The sequence below is a fragment of the Escherichia sp. WS1118 genome (genome assembly GCF_046487695.1).
Taxonomy (GTDB): domain Bacteria; phylum Pseudomonadota; class Gammaproteobacteria; order Enterobacterales; family Enterobacteriaceae; genus Escherichia; species Escherichia coli.
This window is the reverse complement of sequence record NZ_JBJQIZ010000008.1, coordinates 88,575-111,784: the sequence shown is the minus strand read 5'-3', so window position 1 is coordinate 111,784 and position 23,210 is coordinate 88,575. Positions and strand designations below refer to the sequence as shown.

The window sequence follows — 23,210 nt, the reverse complement described above, 5'->3', positions numbered from 1 at the left end:
TCCATTACGAAAGAAGATGGCATTGCGGAATAGCCAGACTTCCTCGTGTTAACGTCCGACAAAATGCGTCATTGACAGCGGTTTCTCTGGCATGACAGATCTCATTCAGATAATGGATTAATGCTACAGCCCCACCAGCCGGACCATTCAGCAAACGGGCATTGTGTTCTGCAATCAAAATTACCGTCGTTCCCTCAGAATGAGCGAGCCATTCTGGTACGGATATCTCGCTTTCAGCTGCTATCAATAGCAGCACTGAATAATCGCTATACGCATCTGATAACGATTGCACAGGCCCACCGTCAAAAGGCTGGAAATCTTGCTGCCAGTCCTCACCAACAAAACAGGTTATTGGCAATATTTCCGCCAGATGTTTCGCCAGATCCACATCTCCAGATAAGAGGCAAAAAAGAGCTATCGATTCGGGTTTTATCGTTTTCATGCCCCTCGCCCTCCACTTAATTTCCTGTAATGGCGGTCTGGTTGATAAGCCATGAAACAAGATTGCCACACCTTAAGTGCAGCCCTGGTGCCTGTCGGCACTGCGATAAAAGAACTAAATGATGCCGCCATACCCTGATCCTTTCAGGGTGGTAGGGGTATAAAGACGCGCCTGTACTCTACCGGACGCTTCCGGGCAACCCACTTCCCACCGAAGTTGTTGGTATTGACTGACTGGCTGGTCTTCTGGCTTAGCGTCATCCTCTCCCGACCTTCCCAATCTCGCGATCAGTGGCATTTTCGGGTTTGTCAGCATTACAGCAGCGGGGGCTGCGAGGGATTTTCACCCTCTTCCCAGGCACAAATGTGCCACACCTGTCAGCGTATGTTATGAGCTGATTTCACTTTTCCCATAACAGGGAAATAACGTTAATTATTCATTCCAGAGTTTATTTAAACCGTCCTCTTTTTTTGGGGCATTTACTCTATACCGTTTCCATCGCCGCATTATCACTCACTTGCTGTCGATACACCTGCGGCGTAACCTGATAAGTCTGACGGAAAACTTTGCAAAAATAACTTGTTTGCGAAAAACCTAAATTACGCGCAATGCTGGCGATGCTCCAGTCACTATGGCACAGTAACTCACGAGCGCTGGCCATCCGTTGTTGGTTTACCCACGCATTAAACCCGATTCCATGGTATTTCTTAAATAACTTACTGAAATAATAAGGGCTTAGATAAACGTGCGAGGCGACATCTTCCAGACGCAAATCGTCTGATAAATGCGCATCAATATAACGTAAAGCTTTTTTCATTTTATTGTCGTGGGGACCAGGCGCACGAGTCTGGCGCAACGAATCTGACTGAGATTTGTTCTCTTTAATAACCACAAAATTGAGTTGTTTTTTTAGGCAATTTTCTACAATCAACTTCAACAAATCCGCAGAGGCCATAACTCTTGAGTAATCCATCTCAGGGACTTTGCGAAATTCATTAAGTAATTCGGGATCTGCCTGCCAGCAATCATCGACATTCAGAATATCGACCAAATCGACATCATCATTACGCAGACGAACTTGCCCGCACAATACAAAACCAACTAAATGCCCGGCGATTACCAGTGGAATAGAGAAATCGGTTAATCCGGCATGACAGCGATAAATACAAGGCTGATCGGATTTAGAGGCTTCCAGACCCCCACAACGATCGCTCATGCGACATCGAGTGCTCAGCTGAGGGTGTTGCCGCATCATCTGACAAAATGGAGTGAAGTTAAACAGCTCGGAAATTTCATCGCCGTGAATATTGACCACGACAACCGCAAGGCTGGTCGCCTGCGCAAAATCCTGCGCGATTTTATTAATGAGTTCTGAATTAAGTGTCGCCGCAGAAATCATGATAAAACCTCCCAGTTAATTTATTGTTATAGCAAAACAATTGTTTTACATTTAATCTTCACATCATCCTTGATGATTTACTGACGAGAAGCACAAAGGACAATAACAAAAGCCTCCGTGAAGCGGGAGACTTTTTAATAAGTTCGGAAAGCAGATCACAAACAGTAAAAAAATAAACGTTTATAACTGCCAGATTATTTCGTTATTCGCTGATTTCTTTAGGCGTTACACTATTGACAGGTAAATTCTTTGCAATGAGATAGCGATAAATCGCCGCACCAACACATGCCCCAATGATCGGTGCAATAATGGGTACAATGAAATAAGGAATATTGCGTCCACCAGTCATCGCAATTTCCCCCCAACCCGCAAACCAGGTGAAAATTTTAGGTCCAAAATCACGCGCTGGATTCATGGCAAAACCGGTTAATGGTCCGGTAGAAGCACCAATAACAGCAACCAGAATACCAATGAGTAAAGGCGCAAGCGGTCCTTTGGGTACGCCATTACCGTCATCGGTCAACGCCATAATCAACCCCATTAACATGGACGTTATGACCACTTCGACCAACGCAGCTTGCCATACATTAATCGCCGCTGCTGGATAAGTACTGAAGATACTGGCGAGTTGTAAACTTTCTGCGCTACCACGCACTATATTGTGAGCAGATTCAAAATCGGTAAACAAACTGCTGTAGAGAGAATATGCCAGAACCGCACCACCAAAGGCACCCGCTAATTGCGCCACACAAAATGGCAGCACTTTACGGGCTGGGAAAGAGGCAAACAGCCACAGAGCAATGGTAACTGCCGGGTTGAGATGAGCGCCGGAAATACCTGCCGTAAGGTAAACAGCAAGCGAAATCCCTAACCCCCAAATGATACAAATTTCCCACAGTCCCAGACTTGCCCCGGCAACTTTCAGGGCGCACAAACAACCAATGCCAAAAAAGAGGAACAGTCCGGTGCCCAAAAACTCGGCAACGCATTGCGCCTTGAGTGAATCATTCATAGTGACACCTTCTTTACGGAGTTTTTCTTTATCAGCCAACTATGCGCTGATTGTTGTGTATACCGAACGCAACTATAAAAAATTGTTCTGCAGAAAATATTGCCAACATGCATGACAGACTCGTGTAAAAATCGTGCTAACATAACAAATTATTGTCATTGCCGAATCATGCAACACAGCGTTAATCAGTGTTGAAAGTAATAATCTCCACCAAACTTTTACAATAAAAAATTGCCATCATGACATAATAAAATTGAAACAAATATCATAGTTCCTTCCTTCGAACCAAACTCAACGAAATATTACTCGCGATTAAACTCACTAGCCAACGCAATTAATTCACATTGAAATATCTACAAAACAACCAATAAATTAACAACATATAGTTCATAAAAGCAATTTTATTATATTTGTTCTCTATTAATTTTTCTCATTAGCCGATTAAGTCAGCCATTCTTTTTCCTCGCTTTTTTTTATAGTCATATCGTCAAAAAAATCCAGGCGAGGTCTTTATGCAACAAGAAGCGTTAGGAATGGTAGAAACCAAAGGCTTAACTGCCGCCATAGAGGCCGCGGACGCCATGGTGAAGTCGGCAAATGTTTTGCTGGTCGGCTACGAAAAAATAGGTTCCGGGCTGGTGACCGTCATCGTTCGTGGTGATGTCGGGGCGGTAAAAGCGGCAACAGACGCGGGTGCCGCAGCTGCGCGTAACGTCGGCGAAGTAAAAGCCGTACACGTTATTCCCCGCCCACATACCGATGTCGAAAAAATCTTACCAAAGGGAATTAACCCATGAGCAGCAATGAACTGGTCGAACAGATCATGGCGCAGGTCATCGCTCGCGTAGCGACGCCAGAGAATGAGGTTCTCCCGAAAACCACTCATCAAATACGAGAGACGGCTATGGCAGAAAAAAGCTGCACATTAACAGAATTTGTTGGCACCGCTATTGGCGACACTGTAGGTCTGGTCATTGCGAACGTTGATAGCGCCCTGTTGGACGCGATGAAACTTGAAAAACGCTATCGTTCCATTGGCATTCTGGGGGCGCGTATTGGCGCAGGGCCACACATTATGGCCGCTGATGAAGCGGTAAAAGCCACCAACACTGAAGTTATTAGCATTGAACTTCCTCGCGATACTAAAGGCGGTGCCGGACACGGCTCATTGATCCTCTTAGGTGGCAACGATGTTTCCGACGTGAAACGCGGTATTGAAGTTGCCCTGAAAGAACTCGATCGGACCTTTGGTGATGTCTATGCCAACGAAGCCGGGCATCTTGAACTGCAATACACCGCCCGCGCCAGCTATGCACTGGAAAAAGCGTTTGGCGCTCCACTGGGACGGGCTTGCGGCGTTATTGTCGGCGCTCCGGCTGCTGTGGGTGTTCTGATGGCAGACACCGCGCTGAAGTCCGCCAATGTGGATGTTGTGGCATACAGCTCCCCCGCTCAAGGCACCAGCTACAGCAATGAAGTCATTCTGATTATCTCGGGTGACTCCGGCGCAGTCCGCCAGGCGGTCATCTCCGCACGCGAAATCGGTAAAACCGTGCTTTCGACTCTCGGCGATACACCGAAAAACGATCGCCCTTCCTACATCTGAATTCTCTGAGGCAGATTTATGAGATCGAAAAGATTTGAAGCACTGGCAAAACGCCCGGTCAACCAGGACGGTTTCGTTAAAGAGTGGATTGAAGAAGGCTTCATTGCGATGGAAAGCCCGAACGATCCTAAACCGTCAATCAAAATTGTTAACGGCGTCGTTACCGAACTGGATGGAAAACCCGCCAGTCAGTTTGACCTGATCGACCACTTTATCGCCCGCTACGGCATCAATCTCGCGCGCGCAGAAGAAGTCATCGCGATGGATTCGGTAAAACTTGCCAATATGTTGTGCGATCCAAATGTCAAACGTAGCGATATCGTTCCCCTTACCACAGCAATGACGCCTGCAAAAATCGTCGAAGTGGTTTCGCAGATGAACGTGGTAGAGATGATGATGGCGATGCAGAAAATGCGCGCCCGTCGAACACCATCACAACAGGCTCACGTCACCAACATCAAAGATAACCCGGTACAAATTGCCGCCGACGCAGCTGAAGGCGCATGGCGCGGGTTTGATGAACAGGAAACCACTGTAGCCGTTGCTCGCTATGCACCGTTCAACGCCATCGCCCTGCTGGTCGGCTCACAGGTGGGACGTCCGGGCGTCTTGACCCAGTGTTCACTGGAAGAAGCCACCGAACTGAAACTCGGTATGTTAGGCCACACCTGTTACGCCGAAACAATTTCTGTCTATGGTACAGAACCTGTTTTCACCGATGGCGATGATACCCCGTGGTCAAAAGGATTTCTCGCGTCATCCTATGCTTCTCGCGGCTTAAAAATGCGCTTTACTTCCGGCTCCGGCTCTGAAGTACAGATGGGTTACGCGGAAGGCAAATCAATGCTTTATCTCGAGGCTCGATGCATTTACATCACCAAAGCCGCAGGCGTTCAGGGTCTGCAGAATGGTTCGGTAAGCTGCATCGGTGTTCCATCAGCTGTGCCATCAGGCATCCGCGCAGTATTAGCGGAAAACTTAATTTGCTCATCGCTGGATCTGGAATGCGCCTCCAGTAATGACCAGACCTTTACCCACTCGGATATGCGCCGTACCGCACGTTTCCTGATGCAATTTCTGCCAGGTACCGACTTTATCTCTTCCGGTTTTTCCGCTGTGCCGAACTACGACAACATGTTTGCTGGTTCAAACGAAGATGCTGAAGACTTCGATGATTACAACGTCATTCAGCGTGACCTGAAGGTTGATGGCGGGCTGCGACCAGTACGCGAAGAAGATGTTATCGCAATCCGCAATAAAGCCGCTCGCGCTTTACAGGCTGTCTTTGCCGGTATGGGACTACCGCCAATTACCGATGAAGAAGTCGAAGCGGCAACCTATGCCCACGGTTCGAAAGATATGCCTGAGCGCAATATTGTGGAAGACATCAAGTTCGCCCAGGAGATTATCCATAAAAACCGTAACAGCCTGGAAGTGGTGAAAGCCCTGGCGCAAGGCGGTTTTACCGATGTCGCCCAGGACATGCTCAACATGCAAAAAGCAAAACTGACCGGCGATTATCTCCATACCTCAGCCATCATCGTCGATGACGGACAAGTGCTCTCTGCGGTCAATGACGTCAATGATTACGCCGGACCGGCTACAGGTTACCGCCTGCAAGGGGAACGCTGGGAAGAGATCAAAAATATTCCCGGTGCACTTGATCCCAACGAAATTGACTAAGGGTGAGAAATGGAAATTAACGAAAAATTACTGCGTCAGATTATCGAAGACGTGCTGGCAGAAATGCAAACCAGCGACAAGTCCGTTTCATTTCGCGCACCTGTCTCTGCAACTGTCTCTTCAGTGCCAGATACCGAAAATTTTCTGACCGAAATTGGCGAAGCCCAACAAGGCACTCAGCAAGATGAAGTCATTATTGCTGTAGGCCCGGCGTTCGGCCTGGCGCAAACCGTCAATATCATCGGTATTCCGCATAAAAACATTTTGCGCGAAGTGATTGCCGGTATCGAAGAAGAAGGCATTAAAGCCCGTGTGATTCGCTGCTTTAAATCGTCCGATGTCGCATTCGTAGCAGTAGAAGGAGATCGTCTTAGTGGTTCAGGTATTGCTATCGGTATTCAGTCGAAAGGTACAACGGTTATCCACCAGCAAGGTCTTCCCCCCTTGTCTAACCTGGAACTTTTCCCACAAGCGCCTTTGTTGACGCTGGATACTTATCGTCAGATTGGCAAAAACGCCGCGCGTTATGCGAAGCGCGAGTCTCCACAACCGGTGCCGACCCTCAACGATCAAATGGCGCGACCGAAATACCAGGCCAAATCTGCCATTTTGCATATTAAAGAGACGAAGTACGTGGTCACTGGCAAAAAACCGCAAGAACTGCGCGTGACGTTTTAACAAAGGAAACCTTCATGAATACCGATGCAATTGAGTCGATGGTCAGGGACGTGTTGAACCGCATGAACAGTTTACAGGATGCAGCTCCTGTTTCTGCGGTCCCCAGCGCGTCAATACAGAGCGCCAAAGTGACGGATTACCCGCTGGCAAATAAACATCCGGAATGGGTTAAAACAGCAACCAATAAAACGCTCGACGATTTCACTCTGGAAAATGTGCTAAGCGATAACGTCACCGCCCAGGATATGCGCATTACCCCTGAAACATTGCGTATTCAGGCCGCGATTGCCAGAGATGCTGGTCGTGATCGCCTGGCGATGAATTTCGAACGCGCCGCTGAGCTTACCTCAGTACCGGATGATCGCATCCTCGAAATCTACAATGCGTTACGCCCTTATCGTTCGACTAAGCAAGAACTTATTGCCATTGCTGACGATCTTGAACGGCGTTATCAGGCCCAAATTTGTGCTGCATTTGTCCGTGAAGCTGCGGAACTTTATGTCGAGCGCAAAAAACTGAAAGGCGACGATTAAGGACGAATTATGCGATATATAGCAGGCATTGATATCGGCAACTCATCAACAGAGGTTGCGCTGGCAACGCTCAGTGCAACTGGAGAGTTGTCGTTCGTGAGTAGCGCCCTGGCGGAAACCACCGGAATTAAAGGTACGTTGCGTAACGTCCATGGTATTCAGGAGGCGCTCGCACAGGCAACGAAAAAAGTCGGCATCAATGTTAGCGATATTTCGCTTATTCGTATCAACGAAGCAACTCCGGTCATTGGTGATGTGGCGATGGAAACCATCACTGAAACTATCATCACCGAATCAACCATGATCGGTCACAACCCGAAAACTCCGGGCGGAGTGGGGCTGGGCGTAGGACTCACCATCACTCCGCAAGAGTTATTAACATGCCCGGCGGACACACCCTACATTCTGGTGGTGTCATCGGCATTTGATTTTGCCGATATCGCAACGATGATAAACGCCTCCGTACGAGCCGGATATCAGCTGACTGGCGTTATTCTGCAACGCGACGATGGCGTACTGGTCAATAACCGCCTGGAAATTCCTCTACCTATTGTTGATGAAGTCCTCTACATCGATCGTATTCCGCTCGGCATGCTGGCTGCAATTGAAGTTGCCGTTCCCGGGAAAGTTATCGAAACCCTGTCTAACCCGTATGGGATTGCCACCGTTTTCGCCCTCAATGCTGAAGAGACTAAAAATATTGTTCCTGTCGCGCGGGCGCTAATCGGCAACCGTTCAGCAGTGGTAGTGAAAACGCCTTCTGGCGACGTTAAAGCCCGTTCGATACCCGCCGGAAATATCGAACTGCTTTCTGCCGGGCGCACAACGCGGGTTGATGTAGCTGCTGGTGCCGATGCCATTATGAAAGCGGTCGGTGAGTGCCCAAAACTGGAAAACGTGACGGGAGAACCTGGCACCAACATCGGCGGAATGCTGGAACATGTTCGCCAGACTATGGCTGAACTGACCAACAAACCCAGCAACGAAATTTTTATTCAGGATTTGCTGGCGATAGATACCTCTGTCCCCGTCAACGTAACCGGTGGTCTGGCAGGTGAATTTTCACTGGAACAGGCTGTGGGTATTGCCTCTATGGTGAAATCCGACCGTCTGCAAATGGCGATGATCGCCAGTGAAATTAAGCAAAAACTGCATGTTGATGTTCAGGTCGGAGGCGCAGAAGCAGAAGCCGCCATTCAGGGGGCCTTGACGACCCCTGGAACGACACGTCCACTGGCAATTCTGGACTTAGGTGCAGGCTCTACCGATGCCTCCATCATCAATCAGAAAGGGGAAATAGTTGCCACTCACCTTGCGGGAGCGGGCGACATGGTAACGATGATTATCGCTCGTGAGCTGGGCTTAAATGATCGTTATCTGGCAGAAGAAATCAAAAAGTACCCGTTGGCAAAAGTAGAAAGCCTGTTCCACTTACGCCATGAAGATGGCAGCGTTCAGTTCTTCCCTACTCCCCTATCCCCTCATGTATTTGCCCGCGTTTGTGTGGTGAAACCTGACGAACTGGTGCCTATTCCCGGTGATTTGACGCTGGAAAAAGTACGCGCTGTCCGTCGCAGTGCGAAAGAGCGTGTCTTCGTAACTAATGCCCTGCGTGCGCTGCGTCAGGTAAGCCCTGCCGGAAATATTCGCGACATTCCGTTCGTCGTTCTGGTAGGTGGCTCTTCGCTGGATTTCGAAGTACCGCAATTGGTCACCGACGCGCTGGCACATTATCGACTGGTCGCCGGGCGGGGGAATATCCGTGGTAGCGAAGGTCCGCGCAATGCGGTAGCTACTGGGCTCCTCATCGCCTGGCACAAGGAGTCGATTCATGGAAAGTAAAGAGCGTGCACCAGCCATCGTTGTCATGGAGATCGGTGACTGTATCACTACATGGGATGAAGTGCTTCTTGGCATTGAAGAGGAAGGTATTCCCTTTCGCATTCAACACATTCCGTCAGGTGAAGTTATCGATAGCGCCTGGCTGGCGGCTCGTCAATCTCCCCTGTTGGTTGGCATTGCCTGCGATCAGGAAAAACTGATTGTGCATTACAAAAACTTACCGGCATCAGCGCCACTGTTTACGCTGATGTATCAACAAGATAACCATGCCAGGCGCAGCATCGGCACTAACGCTGCCCGCCTGGTAAAAGGGATTCCCTTCCGGGAACTCCACTCATAATCCACAGGAGAAACGCAGTATGAACAACGCACTAGGACTGGTTGAAACAAAAGGGTTAGTTGGCGCAATTGAAGCTGCAGATGCCATGGTTAAATCCGCCAACGTGCAGCTGGTTGGCTATGAAAAGATTGGTTCGGGTCTGATTACGGTGATGGTCCGTGGCGATGTTGGCGCAGTAAAAGCCGCCGTTGATGCAGGAAGCGCCGCCGCAAGCGCCGTTGGCGAAGTGAAATCCTGCCATGTCATCCCGCGCCCACACAGTGATGTTGAGGCTATTTTACCTAAATCAGCATAACCCCATTCGCTAAGGAGCACAGCGTGAAGCAATCACTGGGATTACTTGAAGTCAGTGGTCTGGCACTCGCCATCAGTTGCGCAGATGCTATGGCAAAAGCCGCGTCCATCACGCTGGTTGGCCTTGAGAAGACCAATGGCTCAGGCTGGACGCTCATCAAAATCACCGGTGACGTCGCCTCGGTTAATGCGGCGATCGCGACGGGAGCCAGTTTCGCCGGACAGCGAAATGGCCTCGTCGCACACAAAGTGATTGCCCGTCCGGGAGACGGCATTCTGCCCCACACAACTGAAGCATTGACTGTGACGGTTGAAACAAGCGAAACACCAGCAACAACCGTCATCTCAGAGATTATCAGTTGTAATTTGTGTCTTGACCCGGCATGTCAGCGGCAAAAAGGTGAGCCCCGCTCACTTTGCCTGCACGCCAATAAGCGAGGGGAGTAACAGTGGATAAACAAACCTTGCAGGAAACAGTGAGCCAGATTCTGGATGAGATGCGCGAGCGCCCTATCCCTCTGGGTGTTTCCAGTCGTCATATTCATCTTTCAACAGCGGATTATTTGCGTCTTTTTCCTGAACAACCGATTAGCGAGAAAAAGCTGTTAATGCAACCTGGCCAATTCGCTGCTGAACAGGTTGTTACGCTGGAGGGACCAAAAGGTAAATTGCACAACGTTCGCTTGTTGGGGCCGCTACGCAATGCAAGCCAGGTGGAAATTTCCCGTACGGACGCCAGAACGTTAGGGATCACCGCCCCGCTACGCATGTCAGGCGATCTCAGCGGCACTCCAGGGATTCGTTTGATAAGCCCATTTGCGGAACTGGAGATCACATCTGGCGTCATTGTCGCACAACGGCATATTCATATGTCTCCGCTGGATGCCCTGATTTATGGCGTTACGCATGGCGATAAAGTGGCGGTTGCCATTAAAGGTGATGAGCGACGACTGATATTCGAAAACGTCGCTGTTCGCGTCTCTCCGGATATGCGTCTTGAAATGCATATTGATACCGATGAAGCCAACGCCGCAGGGGCTGATAGCCCTGACGTTTTTGCCACACTGGTGTCAGTGCCATGAATAACATGCTGATGCAACGTATTGTTGACGAAGTGGTTTTTCGCCTTAAACAACGTGCGGGAAAAACACTCGTGCTGACTGTTTTTCAACTGCGAGACGCCAGCGTTCAAGAGATAGTTCATCAGTATGCATCATTACAAATCCGATATGTCGATCTGCCGCTGCTGCGACAACTTGCGGGGAACGAAACGTCAGATCGAGCAGCAATTCAGATACACGAAGCGTTAGCCTGGGGATTGCACATTCAATTGTCGTTGCAGCGTCATTTCCTGAACGCCATTGAATTGAAGACTCTCGCCCGTCTACCGCTAAGCTGGTGCGACGAGCAAGGGCAACCGATCTACCTTCATCGTGATCGACTTTTAAGTTATGCCGATATTGCACAGTTAAGCTCGGGAATACTGGTGTTACAGCGAAAATGTTGTGTGACCGCACTGGCTCGTGAAGCGGCAATTACCCGAAATATTCAGTTAATCAGGCAGGAGTAACCTATGCATCTGGCTCGAGTCACTGGCGCGGTAGTATCCACGCAAAAATCACCTTCTCTGATCGGGAAAAAACTGCTGCTGGTTCGCCGGGTCAGTGCTGACGGCGAACTGCCTCTCACGCCATTAACCGGCGACGAAGTTGCCGTTGATTCAGTCGGCGCAGGCGTTGGTGAGTTGGTACTCCTCAGCAGTGGTTCCAGCGCCAGACATGTGTTTTCCGGCCCTAACGAAGCCATCGACCTGGCAGTGGTCGGCATTGTCGATACGCTTTCACGCTAAGGAGTTGAAAGATGGCAATTTATACCCGAACAGGTGATTCAGGAAGTACGTCTTTATTTACCGGACAGCGCGTCAGCAAAACTCATCTACGTGTCGAAACCTATGGCACGCTGGATGAACTGAACGCGACACTCAGTCTGTGTTATTGCGCCACCGCCATCGAAAGCCATCGCATCTTACTGGAAGCCATTCAACAACAGATATTTTGGTTTAGCGCCGAACTCGCCAGTGAAAGCGAACAGCCGTCAGCGCAGCAGCGTTACATCGGTACGGAAGAAATTGCCGCGCTGGAAAACGCGATCGATAGCGCAATGAACGCCGTCCCCCCGGTTCACAGCTTCATTCTGCCTGGTCGATGTGAAGCCGCAAGCCGCATGCATTTCGCCCGCACGGTGGCTCGACGGGCTGAAAGACGTCTGGTTGAACTGACAACGGAAACCACCATCCGGAATGTTTTGCTGCACTATATCAACCGACTTTCCGATTGCCTGTATGCCCTCGCCCGCGTGGAAGACAACGTTGCTCATCAAAACCTGATGATTCAGGAAATCACAAAACGTTATCACGAAGCCAACCACACACCAGCATTGAAGGAACGCACAATGCCGCTCACTTTTCAGGATCTTCACCAGCTCATTCGTAGTGCGGCAATGCGCGCAGATGAACTGCATATTCCCGTTGTCATCAGCATTGTTGATGCCAACGGAACAGAAAGTGTTACCTGGCGGATGCCTGATGCCCTGTTGGTCAGTAGTGAACTGGCACCGAAAAAAGCCTGGACCGCCGTGGCGATGAAAACGGCAACCCACAAACTTGCTGATACCGTGCAACCCGGCGCGCCGCTTTACGGGCTCGAAAGCCATATGCAAGGCAAAGTCGTCACTTTTGGTGGCGGCTTCCCCCTCTGGCGTGACGGAAAATTGCTTGGCGGGCTTGGCATCAGCGGCGGTAGCGTTGAACAAGACATGGATATTGCCCAAAGCGCAATGGCGGCAATTAACGTGGGAGTAAACCAATGAATAACTCTGAATTAGAAACACTGATCCGCAATATTCTGCGTGAACAACTTGTCCCCGCTACACCACGAATGCAAAGAAACGCTATTTTCCAGACTGTTGATGAAGCGGTCTGCGCAGCACACCAGGCCTTTTTACGCTTTCAACAGTGCCCGCTTAAAACCCGTAGCGCCATTATCAGCGCCATTCGCGAAGAATTAATGCCCCGCCTTACCGAACTGGCAGAAGAAAGCGCCAGTGAAACAGGGATGGGAAATAAAGAGGATAAGTACCTAAAGAACAAAGCAGCACTCAATAATACGCCAGGAATTGAAGATTTAACCACCACTGCACTAACCGGTGATGGTGGCATGGTTTTGTTTGAATACTCCCCGTTTGGGGTTATTGGCTCGGTCACGCCAAGCACCAACCCCACGGAAACCATCATTAACAACAGCATCAGCATGCTGGCAGCAGGTAATAGCGTCTACTTCAGTCCACACCCGGGAGCCAAATACGTTTCGTTAAAACTGATTACCACAATCGAAGACATCGCGTTTCGCTGTAGTGGCATTCATAACCTGATCGTTACCGTATCTGAACCGACCTTTGCTGCCACCGAACAGATGATGGCGCACCCTAAAGTCAGCGTTCTGGCGATTACCGGCGGCCCGGGGATCGTCGCCATGGGAATGAAAAGTGGCAAGAAAGTGATTGGTGCCGGAGCGGGTAACCCACCCTGCATTGTCGATGAAACGGCGGATATTGTGAAAGCCGCCGAGGACATCATCAACGGCGCTTCATTTGATTACAACCTGCCGTGTATCGCTGAAAAAAGCCTGATTGTCGTGGCGTCAGTGGCAGATTATTTAATTCAGCAGATGCAAAGTTTCGGCGCACTTCTTCTTAACCATGAACAAACGGAGAAATTGCGTGCAATTTGCCTGCCAGACGGTAGCGCCAACAAAAAACTGGTTGGGAAAAGCCCATCAGCCTTGCTGGAAGCAGCGGGCCTCCCTTTGCCCGCAAAAGCGCCGCGCCTACTGATTGCTGTTGTTGACGCCGATGATAGTTGGGTTACGTGTGAACAACTGATGCCAATGCTGCCCATTGTGAAGGTCAACGATTTTGACAGCGCTCTCGCCCTGGCGTTGAAAGTGGAAGACGGCTTGCACCACACGGCAATTATGCACTCGCAGAACGTCTCACGGCTCAACCTTGCCGCGCGGGTTATGCAAACCTCAATCTTTGTCAAAAACGGCCCCTCCTGGGCGGGTATTGGCGTCGGCGGCGAAGGCTTTACGACCTTTACCATTGCAACACCGACCGGAGAGGGTACAACGTCAGCACGGACTTTTGCCCGCTCACGACGCTGCGTGTTAACCAGCGGCTTTTCCATTCGCTAGAGAAACGGAAATGAAAACTTTTTCACTGCAGACGCGTTTATACAGCGGAACGGGAAGTCTCAACATACTGAGCCGTTTCACGAATAGGCACATCTGGATTATTTGCGACGTCTTTCTGGCACACTCACCACTCATTGACACGTTGCATCAGGCGCTGCCCGACAGTAATCGTCTCAGTATTTTTAGCGAAATAACGCCCGACCCAACTATCCAGACCGTGGTGAAAGGCATTGCGCAAATGCAGACTTTACGCCCGGATGTGGTTATCGGTTTTGGCGGCGGTTCTGCCCTGGACGCCGCAAAATCGATTGTCTGGTTCGGTCGCCAGTGTGGCATTGAAATTGAAACCTGCGTAGCCATTCCTACCACCAGCGGTACCGGTTCCGAAGTGACCAGTGCTTGTGTCATCAGCGATCCTGAGAAAGGGATTAAATATCCCCTTTTCGATAATGCACTTTATCCGGATATCGCGATCCTTGATCCATCTTTGGTCGTCAGCGTGCCACCGGCGATAACGGCCAATACCGGGATGGATGTTTTAACCCATGCGCTTGAAGCTTATGTTTCTCCCCGCGCCAGCGACTTCACGGATGCACTGGTCGAAAAAGCCGTGCAAATTGTTTTTCAATACCTGCCCACTGCAGTGAAGAAAGGCGATTGTCTTGCCACCCGTGGCAAAATGCATAATGCATCGACGCTTGCAGGAATAGCCTTTAGCCAGGCTGGACTCGGTTTAAACCATGCAATTGCTCATCAACTCGGCGGACAGTTTCATCTGCCGCACGGCCTGGCGAATGCGCTCCTGCTCACGGCGGTTATCCGCTTTAATGCTGGCGATCCGCGCGCAGCCAAACGCTACGCCCGGCTGGCGAAAACGTGCCATTTATGCCCGGACAACGCCAATGACACCGCCAGCCTGAATGCACTTATTCAACATATTGAACAGCTTAAAACAACCTGTACGCTGCCGACTCTTACCAATACGCTGAAAGAAAAAAAAGCAGAATGGTCAGTTCGCATACCAGATATGGTTCAGGCGGCACTGGCGGATGCAACGTTGCGTACCAACCCGCGTGCGGCTGATGCCTCCGCGATTGCAGAACTGCTCGAGGAGTTGTTATGAACGTCGGATTAACCTCCTGCGACGACCAGACCATCCGCGAGCGAGTACAAGCAGCAGGTGTTGTGGGTGCTGGCGGCGCAGGTTTTCCAACCCATATTAAGCTACAAGCGCGTGTTGACACGTTCCTGGTGAATGCGGCGGAATGCGAACCAATGTTGAAAGTGGATCAACAGTTAATGGTACAGCAAGCCAGCCGCCTGCTTCGCGGTGTTCACTATGCTATGAAAGCCACCGGGGCCAGTAGCGGAATCATCGCGCTGAAAGAAAAATATCAACGGGCAATAAACGCACTCACACCACTGTTACCACCGGATATCCGCCTGCATATTTTGCCCGATGTTTACCCCGCAGGAGACGAAGTGCTGACCATCTGGATGGCAACTGGTCGCCGCGTTCCACCCGCTGCATTACCCGTTAGCGTCGGTGTGGTGGTCAATAATGTTCAAACCGTACTTAATATTGCCAGAGCCGTCGAGCAACAGTATCCAGTGACGCGCCGCACACTCACTATTAATGGTGCAGTGGCGAAACCAATAACGGTAACCGTCCCCATCGGCATGTCTTTACGTGAAGTCCTGGCGCTGGCGGGCGGCGCAACAGTAGATGCTCCTGGTTTTATCAATGGCGGGCCGATGATGGGAAGTTTGATCACATCGCTCGACACCCCCGTCAGCAAAACCACTGGCGGATTGCTGGTTTTACCCAACTCTCATTCACTGATCCAACGTCGAATGCAGAATGACCGCAGCGTACTTGCCGTCGCGAAAACTGTTTGTGAGCAATGCCGCTTGTGTACCGATCTCTGCCCACGTCATTTAGTCGGTCACGAACTGGCCCCCCATTTATTAGTACGTGCGGTTAACTACCAACAGCTCGCTACGCCACAACTGTTACTGACGGCGCTCACCTGTTCGGAGTGCAACGTCTGCGCCAGCGTCGCCTGTCCGGTAGGAATTTCACCAATGCGCATAAACCGCCTGCTTAAGCAGGAATTACGCGCACAAAATCTCCGCTACGAAGGTGCCTTAAATCCTGCTGATCCCATGGCAAATTATCGACTGATTCCCGTAAAACGGCTGGTAACCAGACTGGGCCTAATCCCGTGGTATCAGGATGCGCCATTGTCTGAACAGGTGCCTCAGCCCGAAAAAGTGACGTTATTGTTACGCCAGCACATCGGTGCCAGCGCAATTGCGTGTGTACAAAAAGGCGATCGCGTCGTTCATGGGCAATGTGTAGGTCAAATTCCACACGGCACATTAGGTGCCCCGATTCATGCCAGTATTGATGGCATGGTCAGCGATGTGACAGAAAACGCGATTACGCTTGTGAGAGGTTAACGATGTCGAAAGCGGTAGGTATTTTAGAACTTAGCAGTATCGCGAAAGGGATGGAAACCGGCGACGCCATGCTGAAAAGCGCAAACGTTGAGTTACTGGTCAGCAAAACGCTATGTCCCGGAAAATTTCTGCTGATGCTCGGTGGCGATGTGGGCGCGGTGCAACAGGCCATCAACAGCGGAGCGTCCCTTGCTGGTGAAATGCTGGTCGACAGTCTTGTCCTGCCGAATATTCATCCCAGCCTCCTTTCTGCAATCAGCGGACTTAACCATGTTGAACAGCACCGGGCTGTCGGCGTAGTCGAAACCTGGAGTGTCGCCGCCTGCATTGACGCTGCCGATTGTGCTGTCAAAGCTGCGAATGTCATTCTCGTTCGCGTACATATGGCTTTTGGCATTGGTGGTAAATGCTACATGGTGGTTGCTGGCGATATTTCAGATGTTAATAACGCGGTCTCTGTCGCCAGCGAGCGTGCGGGGGAAAAAGGTTTGTTGGTCTATCGGTCAGTGATTGCCCGTCCACATGAAGCCATGTGGCGTCAGATGGTGGAGGGATAATGACAACTCAGCACACAACTGAACGGATGATTCAGGAATATGTCCCTGGTAAGCAGGTCACGCTGGCACATGTCATCGCCAATCCAGGGAAGGATCTGTTTAAGAAATTGGGTTTACCAGACACCGTTTCTGCTATTGGCATTCTGACGATTACCCCCAGCGAAGCATCTATCATCGCATGTGATATCGCCACAAAATCAGGCGCTGTAGAGATCGGTTTTCTTGATCGTTTTACCGGTGCCGTAGTGCTGACTGGTGATGTTTCTGCTATTGAATATGCACTTAGCCAGGTTACCCGTACGCTGGGTGAAATGATGCGCTTTACCGCCTGCCCCATTACGCGGACCTGACGTTATGCAACGTATGATGCTTATCGGCCCCAGCCAGTGCGGAAAAACGTCACTCACGCAATGTCTGCGTGGCGAAAATATCCATTATCAGAAAACGCAGGCAATCGTCTGGTCCCCGACCACCATTGATACACCAGGCGAATACCTCGAAAACCGCAGCCTCTACAGTGCATTGTTGGTCAGTGCCTGCGAAGCAGACATTATCGCGCTGGTACTTAATGCGGACGCACCATGGTCACCTTTTTCACCAGGCTTTACCTCGTCAATGAATCGCCCGGTCATTGGAGTAGTAACCAAAGCAGATTTAGCCAGTATGGAACAAATATCTTTGGTGAAATGTTGGTTACGGGAAGCTGGAGCGCACAACGTGTTAGTAACCAGTGCGGTTAATAACAATGGAGTTACAGAACTTTTTGCCTTGCTGCATACAGAAGAAGGCTGTCGCTAATTTCGATAGGTTCTCAGATGAGAATGATGACGGTGATACACAGATAAGAATCAATGAGCAATGAGGGTTGCCGGGCAACCCTCATTGAATAAAACAGGAATTACTTCGCTTCGCCGTTTTTCATTTCGCCCATAGCTTTCAGCTTTTTGGAGATATCGCGGCGTTCTTTGGAGAGCTCGGCATTTTTGATGATGTAATCGTCAACGCGATCTTCATAGTCACCTTTCATGCTGGCGATGATGCCCTGGATTGCTTCAACGCTCATCCCTGGCTTGATGTAATCGCTCAGGTTGTCCAGCAACAGGACGCGCTTCTGGTTGTCACGGATCTTTTTCTCAACGTCCTGAATTTCACGTTGCAGTTTGTTCTTACGACGGAACAGACGAACAAATTCCAGTACGTCCTGGAATGAAGGCTTGGTAGTTTCCATTTTTATACCCCTGATAATGTGAGAGTCGGATTCGTTTAAGCAACCGCTATTCGTTAGGGCCAACATTACTCATAGCTGCCGCAGATGACAATGCTTTTATCCCTTTTCACTATCATACCCTTTATCCTTGCTGAATCGAAGCAGCAGCAAGATGATTCTGAAGTTCAGGAATTATTTGCGCAAGGCCCGGCAAATCAGATTCGATAGCAATTCAAGCTGATGCGCTGTTTCCATGTTCAGCCACACATAACCATAGATTGGTGTTTCCACGACTTTCAGGTCATGGTGGTTATCGAGCAACTGACGCAGCTCTTCCACAGCATCGTTCAATTTTTCCGTATTGGCAAAAACCGGCTGCGGATTACCTTCGTACAGCGCATGAACAAGGCTCAGCAGTATTTGCTGCATCATGTGCTGGGTATCACGAAGTTTTTGCGCGTTCAATAACACGAAATGGCTGGGGCGCGTGGCCCAGTATGCATTGATTTGCAACTCCAGCATACAAACCAGATTGCGATTAATGGTCTGGATACCTTCATATATCGATTTGGGAATACGGGTTTCTTTGCTGGCGGGCGCAATCAGCCCACGCATTTTCACGGCATCGGTCAGGAGTTTTTGTAGATGGCTTTCCAGACGTGGGCGTTCGAGTAAGTTCGGTGAGAATGCAGATTGATAGACCCGATTATACTCGGTCAGACTTTTCGCCAGTTGAATGCGCCAGTGGATGAACGCCCGTTGTGGCCAGATACCGGTAAACAACATTGCCAGTAAAGAGCCGAGGATCACATCGCCGCTTCGCCATAACGCCGTATCAATTTCACCTGTCGGGGAACCCACAACAATTGCCAGCGTCACCCCAATCAATAATCCTTGATACGGTTTCTTGCCCAGCGCCAGCCAACCGCAAAGAAACATCGCCGCCGCGCACCAGACTAACATCAGCGGTAACGAAATTAACTCCAGTTGCAGAGCGATAAGACCTAAAATCGAACCTAACACCGTACCGCCAATACGTTCGAAGGCACGAGGGACAACGTTCCCCCAGAACGAGATTGGCCCCATAATCACCACCATGGTGACCAGCGGCCAGGTGCTTTCCGGGATAGTAAACAGGCGGATAATGAGAAAAGTGAGCAGGAATGCCAGCGCGACCCGAGTACCATGCACAATGCGGTAATGGCGGTATACCCGGATTTCAAACGGGCTTAATGACTTATCGGCACGCACGCAGAAACTCCGTAATGAAGATGAAAAGCGCTCATAACACATCTGTCGGCCAGAAGGCGCGCCTCTGAGTTATCCGACGGACATACCGGGAACAGTGTAATTTCCCGGCAGGAGCGAAAAATTTGAAAGGCGCATCTTACTCTTTTCGCTTTCAAAAAAAGAGTGGTCTTCGCGTTAACACACCGCCCTGAGATGAATTAGTGATGTTTTGGCTGCACCGCAACATACATTTCGATATCCCAGTACCCATCTTCCGCGCCATTGTTCAAGTAAACCTCGAAGCAGGGCTTTGGTAACATTTCATAAGCACTGTCCTGCAAGAGGCTATTAAAGAACTGATACCAGGGTTTAGCAAAATCATCACCGACTACACGAGCCACCGCCACCGCATACTGACCACCTGAAATTTCTGTCAGAATGACGCCCTCACTGTTTTCGGGGAGCGTAAAGTTATTCGGTACCGTCACGACGGTGTCGCAGCGTAATTTTTCGGCGGGTGTTTCATCTGGATTGTCGTAATAGACAGCAACCCACTCCTTCGGCACAATATTTTTGCTATCTATCCACATCATCAACTGCTCAAAACCTTTCTTTACCGTCTGCTCCCACGGGCCAACAAGATGGAAACCTGCAACGGTACGTTTATCTTCCTGCTTAATCTCGTAGTTCATGACGCCTCCACTAACACTGTTTTTATATACAGTATAGTTGCAATATTAAAACCACAAGGAATGAGTGTTGATTATGCGAGCAGACTCGCACTCCTGCCAGTCTGCTGCAAAAGAAAGGTCAGGCCTTATGGTGGAAATAATCACTCAGGCGGGAAAACATGCTGCCTTCCCCGACAGATTCCAGGGTAACCAGCGGCCAGTGCGCCACCTGTTTATCACGGTCGTAAAGTTCAATTTCCCCTACCCGCTGATGGGCGCTAATTGGCGCGGTGAGTTCTTTACCATCAAGGGTATATTTGGCTTTGATATGTGGAATTTCGGCTTTCGGTAGCACCATCCAGAACTCTTGTTCCGTTCCCAGTGCGATATTTTCTTTATCGCCATACCAGATGCGTTCCGTTCCGACCTTTTTCCCCCGGTGCAAAATTTGCACCGTAGTAAAGTTTTGTTGCCCCCAACGCAGTAATTTTCTTGCCTCTTCCTCACGACCTTTTGCACTGTCAGCCCCCATTACCACTGCAATGAGACGACGCTGCCCATCTACAGCCGAAGCAATGAGATTAAACCCAGCACCAGAAGTATGACCCGTTTTCAGGCCGTCAACATTCATGGTTTTATCCCACAATAACCCGTTACGGTTTTGCTGGGTGATACCGTTCCAGGTGAGGCTTTTCTCACTGTACATATGATAAAACTCGGGCTCGCCGTGGATGATAGCGCGAGAAAGCACAGCTAAATCATAAGCCGAGCTATGCTGGCCAGGTGCATCCAGACCATGCACTGTTTCAAAATGCGTATCCTTGAGATGCAGCTTCTCGGCATAGTTGTTCATCATTTCAACAAACTGCCGTTGCCCACCGGCAATATAGTCAGCCAGTGCAACACAAGCGTCATTTCCGGAATCCACAATTAAACCACGGCTTAAATCACGTACCGATACGCGATCGCCCTCTTTCAAAAACATCAGTGAAGAACCGACAAACACCGGATTATCTTTCGCCCACGCATCACGCCCCACGGTGACAATATCGTCCGGCGTAATGCGATGACTATCGATAGCGCGATCCACGACATAGCCCGTCATCAGCTTTGTCAGGCTGGCGGGATTGCGCTGTTGATGCTCATTACCCGCGGTGAGAATCTGACCGGTGGTGTAATCCATCAATACCCAGGACCCGGCATGAATCTCTGGAGGTTGAGGTGAAAAAGGAATGTTTTCCGCCGCAAAACCAGACGATAAATTAAAAACGAACAAAGAAGCAGCAATAATAAGACGGCGTTTCAACAGCAAACCCTCAGGTGTTTCAAATAGCTGTTCTTTTTACGGAAATACTTATGAACTGGCTGGAATAAAGTGCAAGAAAATGTGACTACTATCTCATTTTTATCTGACATGATCTGTTGCCACTCGCTGCCAAATTGTCGCGCTAAAGCTGATTAGCACGGTGATATTTGATACTCTGGCAGACAGCAGAAATAACGGATTTAACCTAATGATGAATGACGGTAAGCAACAATCTACCTTTTTGTTTCACGATTACGAAACCTTTGGAACGCACCCCGCGTTAGATCGCCCTGCACAGTTCGCAGCCATTCGCACTGATAACGAATTCAATGTCATCGGCGAACCCGAAGTCTTTTACTGCAAGCCCGCGGATGACTATTTACCCCAGCCTGGAGCAGTATTAATTACCGGTATTACCCCGCAGGAGGCACGGGCGAAAGGAGAAAACGAAGCCGCGTTTGCCGCCCGTATTCACTCGCTTTTTACCGTACCGAAGACCTGTATTCTGGGCTACAACAATGTGCGTTTCGACGACGAAGTCACACGCAACGTTTTTTATCGTAATTTCTACGATCCTTACGCCTGGAGCTGGCAGCATGATAACTCGCGCTGGGATTTACTGGATGTTATGCGTGCCTGTTATGCCCTGCGCCCGGAAGGAATAAACTGGCCTGAAAATGATGACGGTCTACCGAGCTTTCGCCTTGAGCATTTAACCAAAGCGAATGGTATTGAACATAGCAACGCCCACGATGCGATGGCTGATGTGTACGCCACTATTGCGATGGCGAAACTGGTAAAAACGCGTCAGCCACGCCTGTTTGATTATCTCTTTACCCATCGTAATAAACACAAACTGATGGCGTTGATTGATGTTCCGCAGATGAAACCCCTGGTTCACGTTTCCGGAATGTTTGGGGCATGGCGCGGCAATACCAGCTGGGTGGCACCGCTGGCGTGGCATCCTGAAAATCGCAATGCCGTAATTATGGTGGATTTGGCAGGAGACATTTCGCCATTACTGGAGCTGGATAGCGACACATTGCGCGAGCGTTTATATACCGCAAAAGCCGATCTTGGCGATAACGCCGCCGTTCCGGTTAAGCTGGTGCATATCAATAAATGTCCGGTACTGGCCCAGGCGAATACGCTACGCCCGGAAGATGCCGACCGACTGGGAATTAATCGTCAGCATTGCCTCGATAACCTAAAAATTCTGCGTGAAAATCCGCAAGTGCGTGAAAAAGTGGTGGCGATATTCGCGGAAGCCGAACCGTTTACGCCTTCAGATAACGTGGATGCACAGCTTTATAATGGCTTTTTCAGTGACGCCGATCGTGCAGCAATGAAAATTGTGCTGGAAACCGAGCCGCGTAATTTACCGGCACTGGATATCACTTTTGTTGATAAACGAATTGAAAAACTGTTGTTCAATTATCGAGCGCGCAACTTCCCGGGGACGCTGGATTATGCCGAGCAGCAACGCTGGCTGGAGCACCGCCGCCAGGTCTTCACGCCAGAGTTTTTGCAGGGCTACGCTGATGAATTGCAGATGCTGGCACAACAGTATGCCGATGACAAAGAGAAAGTGGCGCTGTTAAAAGCGCTTTGGCAGTACGCGGAAGAGATCGTCTGAAACAAAAAAGCCGGAGCGACAAACTCCGGCTTTTTGAGATTTACCGGATGATTATGTCATC

Annotated in this window: 27 protein-coding genes and 1 riboswitch; of the genes, 20 read left to right on the top strand and 7 right to left on the bottom strand. The window is 49.8% G+C overall.

Annotated features, from left to right (window positions below):
• Positions 1-4: 4 nt before the first annotated feature.
• The 3 genes from ACJHYO_RS15020 to pduF all read right to left on the bottom strand — a co-directional run bounded on the left by ACJHYO_RS15020 (position 5) and on the right by pduF (position 2,853).
• Positions 5-442, bottom strand: coding sequence for a hypothetical protein (locus ACJHYO_RS15020; RefSeq protein ID WP_000849051.1), 438 nt, complete (start codon positions 440-442; stop codon positions 5-7).
• Positions 443-659: 217 nt separating this feature from the next.
• A riboswitch (cobalamin riboswitch) is annotated at positions 660-835 on the bottom strand.
• Positions 836-926: 91 nt separating this feature from the next.
• Entirely contained in the window at positions 927-1,841 is a 915-nt protein-coding gene (gene pocR / locus ACJHYO_RS15015; RefSeq protein ID WP_000622044.1) for a transcriptional regulator PocR, read from the bottom strand.
• A gap of 202 nt (positions 1,842-2,043) precedes the next feature.
• Complete coding sequence (pduF, locus tag ACJHYO_RS15010; RefSeq protein ID WP_001000047.1) at positions 2,044-2,853, bottom strand: propanediol diffusion facilitator PduF; 810 nt, start codon at positions 2,851-2,853, stop codon at positions 2,044-2,046.
• A 512-nt stretch (positions 2,854-3,365) separates the two neighbouring features.
• Here pduF and pduA point away from each other — a divergent pair.
• Genes pduA through ACJHYO_RS14915 form a run of 19 tightly spaced genes read left to right on the top strand, consistent with a single transcriptional unit; the run spans position 3,366 to position 17,897 of the window.
• On the top strand, positions 3,366-3,650 hold the full coding sequence (pduA, locus tag ACJHYO_RS15005; protein WP_001183614.1) for a propanediol utilization microcompartment protein PduA: 285 nt from the start codon (positions 3,366-3,368) through the stop codon (positions 3,648-3,650).
• Positions 3,647-4,459: a propanediol utilization microcompartment protein PduB gene (gene pduB, locus ACJHYO_RS15000; RefSeq protein WP_000097490.1), complete on the top strand. Its 813-nt coding sequence runs from the start codon at positions 3,647-3,649 to the stop codon at positions 4,457-4,459. Before pduA ends, pduB begins: the two co-directional genes overlap by 4 nt.
• Before the next feature lie 18 nt (positions 4,460-4,477).
• Positions 4,478-6,142: a propanediol dehydratase large subunit PduC gene (gene pduC, locus ACJHYO_RS14995; protein ID WP_021542999.1), complete on the top strand. Its 1,665-nt coding sequence runs from the start codon at positions 4,478-4,480 to the stop codon at positions 6,140-6,142.
• A 9-nt stretch (positions 6,143-6,151) separates the two neighbouring features.
• Positions 6,152-6,820, top strand: a complete 669-nt coding sequence (locus ACJHYO_RS14990; protein ID WP_000405041.1) for a propanediol/glycerol family dehydratase medium subunit — start codon at positions 6,152-6,154, stop codon at positions 6,818-6,820.
• Between the two features lie 14 nt (positions 6,821-6,834).
• Positions 6,835-7,353: a propanediol dehydratase small subunit PduE gene (gene pduE, locus ACJHYO_RS14985; RefSeq protein ID WP_001090586.1), complete on the top strand. Its 519-nt coding sequence runs from the start codon at positions 6,835-6,837 to the stop codon at positions 7,351-7,353.
• 9 nt (positions 7,354-7,362) lie between these two features.
• Positions 7,363-9,195: a diol dehydratase reactivase subunit alpha gene (locus ACJHYO_RS14980; protein WP_001268907.1), complete on the top strand. Its 1,833-nt coding sequence runs from the start codon at positions 7,363-7,365 to the stop codon at positions 9,193-9,195.
• On the top strand, positions 9,185-9,535 hold the full coding sequence (locus tag ACJHYO_RS14975; RefSeq protein WP_000444012.1) for a glycerol dehydratase reactivase beta/small subunit family protein: 351 nt from the start codon (positions 9,185-9,187) through the stop codon (positions 9,533-9,535). The genes ACJHYO_RS14980 and ACJHYO_RS14975 overlap by 11 nt, the downstream gene beginning before the upstream one ends.
• Before the next feature lie 19 nt (positions 9,536-9,554).
• Positions 9,555-9,830: a propanediol utilization microcompartment protein PduJ gene (gene pduJ / locus ACJHYO_RS14970; RefSeq protein WP_001057752.1), complete on the top strand. Its 276-nt coding sequence runs from the start codon at positions 9,555-9,557 to the stop codon at positions 9,828-9,830.
• A gap of 23 nt (positions 9,831-9,853) precedes the next feature.
• Positions 9,854-10,276, top strand: a complete 423-nt coding sequence (locus ACJHYO_RS14965; protein ID WP_000814165.1) for a BMC domain-containing protein — start codon at positions 9,854-9,856, stop codon at positions 10,274-10,276.
• Between the two features lie 2 nt (positions 10,277-10,278).
• Positions 10,279-10,911 (top strand): phosphate propanoyltransferase, encoded by a 633-nt coding sequence (locus ACJHYO_RS14960; RefSeq protein WP_000361041.1) that lies wholly within the window; start codon positions 10,279-10,281, stop codon positions 10,909-10,911.
• Complete coding sequence (gene pduM, locus ACJHYO_RS14955) at positions 10,908-11,399, top strand: microcompartment protein PduM (RefSeq protein ID WP_001061902.1); 492 nt, start codon at positions 10,908-10,910, stop codon at positions 11,397-11,399. Before ACJHYO_RS14960 ends, pduM begins: the two co-directional genes overlap by 4 nt.
• A gap of 3 nt (positions 11,400-11,402) precedes the next feature.
• Positions 11,403-11,678 carry a propanediol utilization microcompartment protein PduN gene (pduN, locus tag ACJHYO_RS14950; protein WP_000549827.1) on the top strand — a complete coding sequence of 92 codons (276 nt, stop codon included), beginning with the start codon at positions 11,403-11,405 and terminating at the stop codon, positions 11,676-11,678.
• 11 nt (positions 11,679-11,689) lie between these two features.
• The gene (gene pduO, locus ACJHYO_RS14945; protein WP_024231791.1) at positions 11,690-12,697 is read left to right on the top strand and encodes a two-domain cob(I)yrinic acid a,c-diamide adenosyltransferase PduO; all 1,008 of its coding nucleotides are present in this window, start codon (positions 11,690-11,692) and stop codon (positions 12,695-12,697) included.
• Positions 12,694-14,079, top strand: coding sequence for a CoA-acylating propionaldehyde dehydrogenase PduP (pduP, locus tag ACJHYO_RS14940; RefSeq protein WP_001065568.1), 1,386 nt, complete (start codon positions 12,694-12,696; stop codon positions 14,077-14,079). Before pduO ends, pduP begins: the two co-directional genes overlap by 4 nt.
• Before the next feature lie 10 nt (positions 14,080-14,089).
• Entirely contained in the window at positions 14,090-15,202 is a 1,113-nt protein-coding gene (locus ACJHYO_RS14935) for a 1-propanol dehydrogenase PduQ (RefSeq protein WP_094258956.1), read from the top strand.
• The gene (locus tag ACJHYO_RS14930) at positions 15,199-16,542 is read left to right on the top strand and encodes a 4Fe-4S dicluster domain-containing protein (protein WP_001100575.1); all 1,344 of its coding nucleotides are present in this window, start codon (positions 15,199-15,201) and stop codon (positions 16,540-16,542) included. The genes ACJHYO_RS14935 and ACJHYO_RS14930 overlap by 4 nt, the downstream gene beginning before the upstream one ends.
• A gap of 2 nt (positions 16,543-16,544) precedes the next feature.
• The gene (gene pduT, locus ACJHYO_RS14925) at positions 16,545-17,099 is read left to right on the top strand and encodes a propanediol utilization microcompartment protein PduT (protein WP_000030725.1); all 555 of its coding nucleotides are present in this window, start codon (positions 16,545-16,547) and stop codon (positions 17,097-17,099) included.
• Positions 17,099-17,449 (top strand): propanediol utilization microcompartment protein PduU, encoded by a 351-nt coding sequence (gene pduU, locus ACJHYO_RS14920; protein WP_000211397.1) that lies wholly within the window; start codon positions 17,099-17,101, stop codon positions 17,447-17,449. The genes pduT and pduU overlap by 1 nt, the downstream gene beginning before the upstream one ends.
• A gap of 4 nt (positions 17,450-17,453) precedes the next feature.
• The gene (locus ACJHYO_RS14915) at positions 17,454-17,897 is read left to right on the top strand and encodes a EutP/PduV family microcompartment system protein (protein WP_001189438.1); all 444 of its coding nucleotides are present in this window, start codon (positions 17,454-17,456) and stop codon (positions 17,895-17,897) included.
• Positions 17,898-17,997: 100 nt separating this feature from the next.
• Here ACJHYO_RS14915 and ACJHYO_RS14910 read toward each other — a convergent pair whose 3' ends face one another.
• The 4 genes from ACJHYO_RS14910 to dacD form a co-directional block, all read right to left on the bottom strand.
• Complete coding sequence (locus ACJHYO_RS14910; RefSeq protein WP_000450409.1) at positions 17,998-18,327, bottom strand: DUF496 family protein; 330 nt, start codon at positions 18,325-18,327, stop codon at positions 17,998-18,000.
• A 171-nt stretch (positions 18,328-18,498) separates the two neighbouring features.
• Positions 18,499-19,557 carry an FUSC family protein gene (locus ACJHYO_RS14905; protein WP_001200890.1) on the bottom strand — a complete coding sequence of 353 codons (1,059 nt, stop codon included), beginning with the start codon at positions 19,555-19,557 and terminating at the stop codon, positions 18,499-18,501.
• 197 nt (positions 19,558-19,754) lie between these two features.
• The gene (gene sbmC, locus ACJHYO_RS14900) at positions 19,755-20,228 is read right to left on the bottom strand and encodes a DNA gyrase inhibitor SbmC (RefSeq protein ID WP_001105376.1); all 474 of its coding nucleotides are present in this window, start codon (positions 20,226-20,228) and stop codon (positions 19,755-19,757) included.
• Between the two features lie 118 nt (positions 20,229-20,346).
• Positions 20,347-21,513, bottom strand: coding sequence for a serine-type D-Ala-D-Ala carboxypeptidase DacD (dacD, locus tag ACJHYO_RS14895; protein ID WP_001296209.1), 1,167 nt, complete (start codon positions 21,511-21,513; stop codon positions 20,347-20,349).
• 208 nt (positions 21,514-21,721) lie between these two features.
• Here dacD and sbcB point away from each other — a divergent pair, with 208 nt between their 5' ends.
• A complete protein-coding gene (gene sbcB, locus ACJHYO_RS14890) occupies positions 21,722-23,149 on the top strand; it encodes an exodeoxyribonuclease I (protein ID WP_000980557.1) in 1,428 nt (475 codons plus the stop codon).
• The last annotated feature ends 61 nt before the right edge of the window (positions 23,150-23,210 follow it).

What these genes read in the sequence shown, in the direction of transcription:
- pduM (WP_001061902.1), top strand. Translation starts at nt 10,908, where the DNA reads ATGAATAACATGCTGATGCAACGTATTGTTGACGAAGTGGTTTTTCGC.
- ACJHYO_RS14930 (WP_001100575.1), top strand. Translation starts at nt 15,199, where the DNA reads ATGAACGTCGGATTAACCTCCTGCGACGACCAGACCATCCGCGAGCGA.
- pduN (WP_000549827.1), top strand. Translation starts at nt 11,403, where the DNA reads ATGCATCTGGCTCGAGTCACTGGCGCGGTAGTATCCACGCAAAAATCA.
- sbcB (WP_000980557.1), top strand. Translation starts at nt 21,722, where the DNA reads ATGATGAATGACGGTAAGCAACAATCTACCTTTTTGTTTCACGATTAC.
- pduJ (WP_001057752.1), top strand. Translation starts at nt 9,555, where the DNA reads ATGAACAACGCACTAGGACTGGTTGAAACAAAAGGGTTAGTTGGCGCA.
- ACJHYO_RS14915 (WP_001189438.1), top strand. Translation starts at nt 17,454, where the DNA reads ATGCAACGTATGATGCTTATCGGCCCCAGCCAGTGCGGAAAAACGTCA.
- ACJHYO_RS14980 (WP_001268907.1), top strand. Translation starts at nt 7,363, where the DNA reads ATGCGATATATAGCAGGCATTGATATCGGCAACTCATCAACAGAGGTT.
- ACJHYO_RS14935 (WP_094258956.1), top strand. Translation starts at nt 14,090, where the DNA reads ATGAAAACTTTTTCACTGCAGACGCGTTTATACAGCGGAACGGGAAGT.
- pduO (WP_024231791.1), top strand. Translation starts at nt 11,690, where the DNA reads ATGGCAATTTATACCCGAACAGGTGATTCAGGAAGTACGTCTTTATTT.
- sbmC (WP_001105376.1), bottom strand. Translation starts at nt 20,228, where the DNA reads ATGAACTACGAGATTAAGCAGGAAGATAAACGTACCGTTGCAGGTTTC.
- pocR (WP_000622044.1), bottom strand. Translation starts at nt 1,841, where the DNA reads ATGATTTCTGCGGCGACACTTAATTCAGAACTCATTAATAAAATCGCG.
- pduF (WP_001000047.1), bottom strand. Translation starts at nt 2,853, where the DNA reads ATGAATGATTCACTCAAGGCGCAATGCGTTGCCGAGTTTTTGGGCACC.
- pduE (WP_001090586.1), top strand. Translation starts at nt 6,835, where the DNA reads ATGAATACCGATGCAATTGAGTCGATGGTCAGGGACGTGTTGAACCGC.
- pduT (WP_000030725.1), top strand. Translation starts at nt 16,545, where the DNA reads ATGTCGAAAGCGGTAGGTATTTTAGAACTTAGCAGTATCGCGAAAGGG.
- ACJHYO_RS14910 (WP_000450409.1), bottom strand. Translation starts at nt 18,327, where the DNA reads ATGGAAACTACCAAGCCTTCATTCCAGGACGTACTGGAATTTGTTCGT.
- pduA (WP_001183614.1), top strand. Translation starts at nt 3,366, where the DNA reads ATGCAACAAGAAGCGTTAGGAATGGTAGAAACCAAAGGCTTAACTGCC.
- pduU (WP_000211397.1), top strand. Translation starts at nt 17,099, where the DNA reads ATGACAACTCAGCACACAACTGAACGGATGATTCAGGAATATGTCCCT.
- ACJHYO_RS14990 (WP_000405041.1), top strand. Translation starts at nt 6,152, where the DNA reads ATGGAAATTAACGAAAAATTACTGCGTCAGATTATCGAAGACGTGCTG.
- ACJHYO_RS14975 (WP_000444012.1), top strand. Translation starts at nt 9,185, where the DNA reads ATGGAAAGTAAAGAGCGTGCACCAGCCATCGTTGTCATGGAGATCGGT.
- pduB (WP_000097490.1), top strand. Translation starts at nt 3,647, where the DNA reads ATGAGCAGCAATGAACTGGTCGAACAGATCATGGCGCAGGTCATCGCT.
- ACJHYO_RS15020 (WP_000849051.1), bottom strand. Translation starts at nt 442, where the DNA reads ATGAAAACGATAAAACCCGAATCGATAGCTCTTTTTTGCCTCTTATCT.
- pduP (WP_001065568.1), top strand. Translation starts at nt 12,694, where the DNA reads ATGAATAACTCTGAATTAGAAACACTGATCCGCAATATTCTGCGTGAA.
- pduC (WP_021542999.1), top strand. Translation starts at nt 4,478, where the DNA reads ATGAGATCGAAAAGATTTGAAGCACTGGCAAAACGCCCGGTCAACCAG.